Genomic DNA, 3040 nt, shown 5'->3' with positions numbered 1-3040 from the left:
TGCTTACCAATTAGTTATCGGAGCGTGGAACGGCATATCAGGTTTCTTTGGTGTAATATTTAACGCAGTTAGTTCAATAGTTTCAACAGTATTTAGCGCCATAGGTAGCTTTGCTGGTTCAGCTTGGGATATACTGGTTGGCGTATGGAATGCAGTTTCAGGCTTCTTTGGCGGTATATTTAACGCTGTAAAATCAGTAGTTTCAACAGTATTTAGTGCAATCGGAAGTTTTGCTTCTAGCGCTTGGGGAGTAGTTTCATCAATATGGAATGCAGTTTCAGGCTTCTTTAGTGGCATATTCAATTCTGTTCGCAGTGTCGTTAGCGGAGTGTTTAGCGCTCTTGGTGGCTTTGCTTCAAAAGCTTGGGATGCAATTTCAGGTGTATTTAACGGAGTAGCTGATTTCTTTAAGGGAGCGTTTGACGGTGCTAAAGATATAGTTAGCGGAGTATTCGAGGCTTTTGGTAAATTTGCTTCAAATGCTTGGGATGCAATAACAGGAGTATTTAAGGGCATTGGCGACTTCTTTAGCGGAATATTTGGAGGAGTCAAAGATACAATAGACAGCGTTCTTGGAGGTGTAACAGATACAATTAAAAATATCAAAGGTTCAATTGATTGGGTTGCAAGTAAAGTTGGCGGACTATTCAAAGGTTCTATGGTAGTAGGCTTAACAGATGTCAATTTATCTTCTAGCGGTTACGGTTTAAGCACTAACAGTGTATCAAGCGACAATAGAACATATAACACATTTAACGTGCAAGGCGGTGCTGGTCAAGATGTTTCTAACTTAGCGCGTGCAATCAGACGAGAATTTGAACTAGGGAGGGCTTAATGGTAAGACAGTATAAAATACATACTAACTTAGACGGAACAGACGACAAAGTTTGGGACGTTACAAATGGAAAAGTTAGATTTTACCAGCCCTCTAATTTAGGGTTACAATCAACTAATAACATCTGGCAAAGTAATGGTATTGGAATAATGGGAAAACGCTCAATTACTCAACCACAAATAGAGTTTAAGCTAGAAACGTTTGGAGAAAGTTTAGAAGAAAATTATCAATTAATGAAAGACTTCGTAAACGATATTCTTAGCAAAAAATTCGTTACACTTGAATATCAAACAGAAATTTTTCAGGTGTATGCTGATTTAGCTTTAGCAGATGTCACAAAGACAGAGGGTTACGGTAAGAACGGAACTTTCAGCGAAAAGATAACTTTCGATGTAGTTACAAAGTGGTATACTTACGAAAATTTAACTTTTGACATGATTGAAAATGGTAAAGTTCTTTCTGGTAAGTCTAAAATTTATGGAGGAACCGCACCAGGAGACTATAAGTATATCGAAGGAACCTCTTACACTTATTATGGGGAAAGTGACATAGGCCGTTTAAGCCGTTGGGAAATAAAAGAAAAAATATTTAGTTTTATGGGGGTATTATATCCGAAACTTCCTAAAACACCTGCTGGAGTTAGATTTTTAGACGATGTTGGAAACGAATATACTGCAATTGTGTTTAAGACGGAACAGGTACAAGATTATATTTTAATTAATACAGATGTAAATGACGAATTTTATCAAGGCTGGAAGGGTACAACTGTACTAAACTTATTCCCTGTAATGAACTTTGAGCGATACAGAACTCGTATAATTGAAAAAGGTCAAATGGAGCTAGTTAATTTAAGTAAGGCAGAGCTTAAAATCAAGAGAAAGGCGGACTTTATTTAATGTTAGAAGCTAACGTTTATGATAACTTTAACCCTAACTATTACAATATATCTGATTTCAGAATGCCTAATGGTAAAAAAGAAAAAAGAGGCCTTCCAATACCAAAGGCAAGATGTCAAGTTATTGATTACGAACTGTGGGAAACAGGCTATCTTTACACTTCATCAGCTACATTGACCGTTTCGGTAGAAGTTGGCGATATTGTTCAAGTACTTTTTCCTGAAGTTGTTCCAATTGAAGAAGCTCTAGGTAAGAGGAAAAAACTGAATTTAGATATGGTTTACCTTGTGACCGATGTAGACGAAAGTAATAAAGCTACGTTAAAAAACTACTTTTGGGCAATGATTGAAAGTCTTGACGTTCCAAACGCAATAGCCAAAAAGACAAACTCTGGTATAATTAATTATTTAATTGACCCTAATAAAAATAATTTAATGAGTTATGGTTATTTCTTTGATTCAAGTATCTTTGCTGGAAAGGCTACGATTAATCGTAAAGCGGAAACTTCATCAGCTCATGATGTAGCAAAAAGGATATTTTCCAAGGTTCAATTTCAACCAACTACAACCATTCAACACGCTCCATCTGAAACAGACCCTAGAAACTTGTTATTCATTAACTTTGCTTCAAGAAACTGGAATAGAAAAAGAATCACGACAAGGGTAGATATTAAGCAAAGTGTGACAATGGACACGGAAACAATAGTAGAACGTTCAGCTTATAATTTTGCTGTTGTGTTCGTTAAAAATAAAGCAACAGATGACTACACAGACCCTCCTAAAATGTACACAGCAAAAAATAACGGAGATGTCATTGATTATAGCACTTATCATGGAGACGGAACAGACTTGCCAGATGTAAGGACAACCAAAACATTGTTTTATGATAGAGATGACCACGGAAACCCTCCTGAGTTGTCTACTATTAAGGTTGAAATTTCTCCCTCTACAATCGTCACAAGGTTATTCTTTAATCAAAATGAACTTTTTCCTTTGTATGTTAATGACTTAGTAGATATTTGGTACGAGGGCAAGCTATATTCAGGATATATAGCAGATAGAGTTAAAACAGAGTTCAATGATAGACTTATTTTTGTAGGAAGTGGAGACAAACCGAATGTTATATGAGTATGTAGCTACTTATGGCGACAAATATAGAATAGATAGCTTTAAAGGGCATAGAGAGCTTCGTAAAGACCACTTAGAACTATTGCAAGGTAAAGTGTACTATAATAGTAAAAACACGCTTAGAATCGAGACCACGCTCTTGTATGAAGTCGGACAATTTGTATCAATTGGTGGTTATCCTT

At 36.2% G+C, this 3040-nt stretch carries 4 protein-coding genes; all 4 read left to right on the top strand.

Annotated elements, in window-relative coordinates:
* On the top strand, nt 1-835 hold an 835-nt coding region (locus CO675_RS39470; protein ID WP_198964912.1), incomplete at its 5' end, for a phage tail protein.
* Nucleotides 835-1731, top strand: coding sequence for a phage distal tail protein domain-containing protein (locus CO675_RS39465; RefSeq protein ID WP_036853156.1), 897 nt, complete (start codon nt 835-837; stop codon nt 1729-1731). The genes CO675_RS39470 and CO675_RS39465, both read left to right, overlap by 1 nt.
* Entirely contained in the window at nt 1731-2858 is a 1128-nt protein-coding gene (locus CO675_RS39460; protein ID WP_036853157.1) for a hypothetical protein, read from the top strand. Before CO675_RS39465 ends, CO675_RS39460 begins: the two co-directional genes overlap by 1 nt.
* Nucleotides 2848-3040 (top strand): hypothetical protein (locus CO675_RS41255; RefSeq protein WP_097677258.1); only part of this gene is annotated, 193 nt, incomplete at its 3' end. The genes CO675_RS39460 and CO675_RS41255, both read left to right, overlap by 11 nt.

This window comes from Bradyrhizobium sp. C9, from assembly GCF_002532045.1.
Classification (GTDB): Bacteria; Pseudomonadota; Alphaproteobacteria; order Rhizobiales; family Xanthobacteraceae; genus Bradyrhizobium.
Note: the sequence above shows the minus strand (reverse complement) of the source record. Positions and strands in the feature narration are given on the sequence as shown.

Coding starts and splice junctions, on each gene's coding strand:
- CO675_RS39460 (WP_036853157.1), top strand. CDS start 1,731: ATGTTAGAAGCTAACGTTTATGATAACTTTAACCCTAACTATTACAAT.
- CO675_RS39465 (WP_036853156.1), top strand. CDS start 835: ATGGTAAGACAGTATAAAATACATACTAACTTAGACGGAACAGACGAC.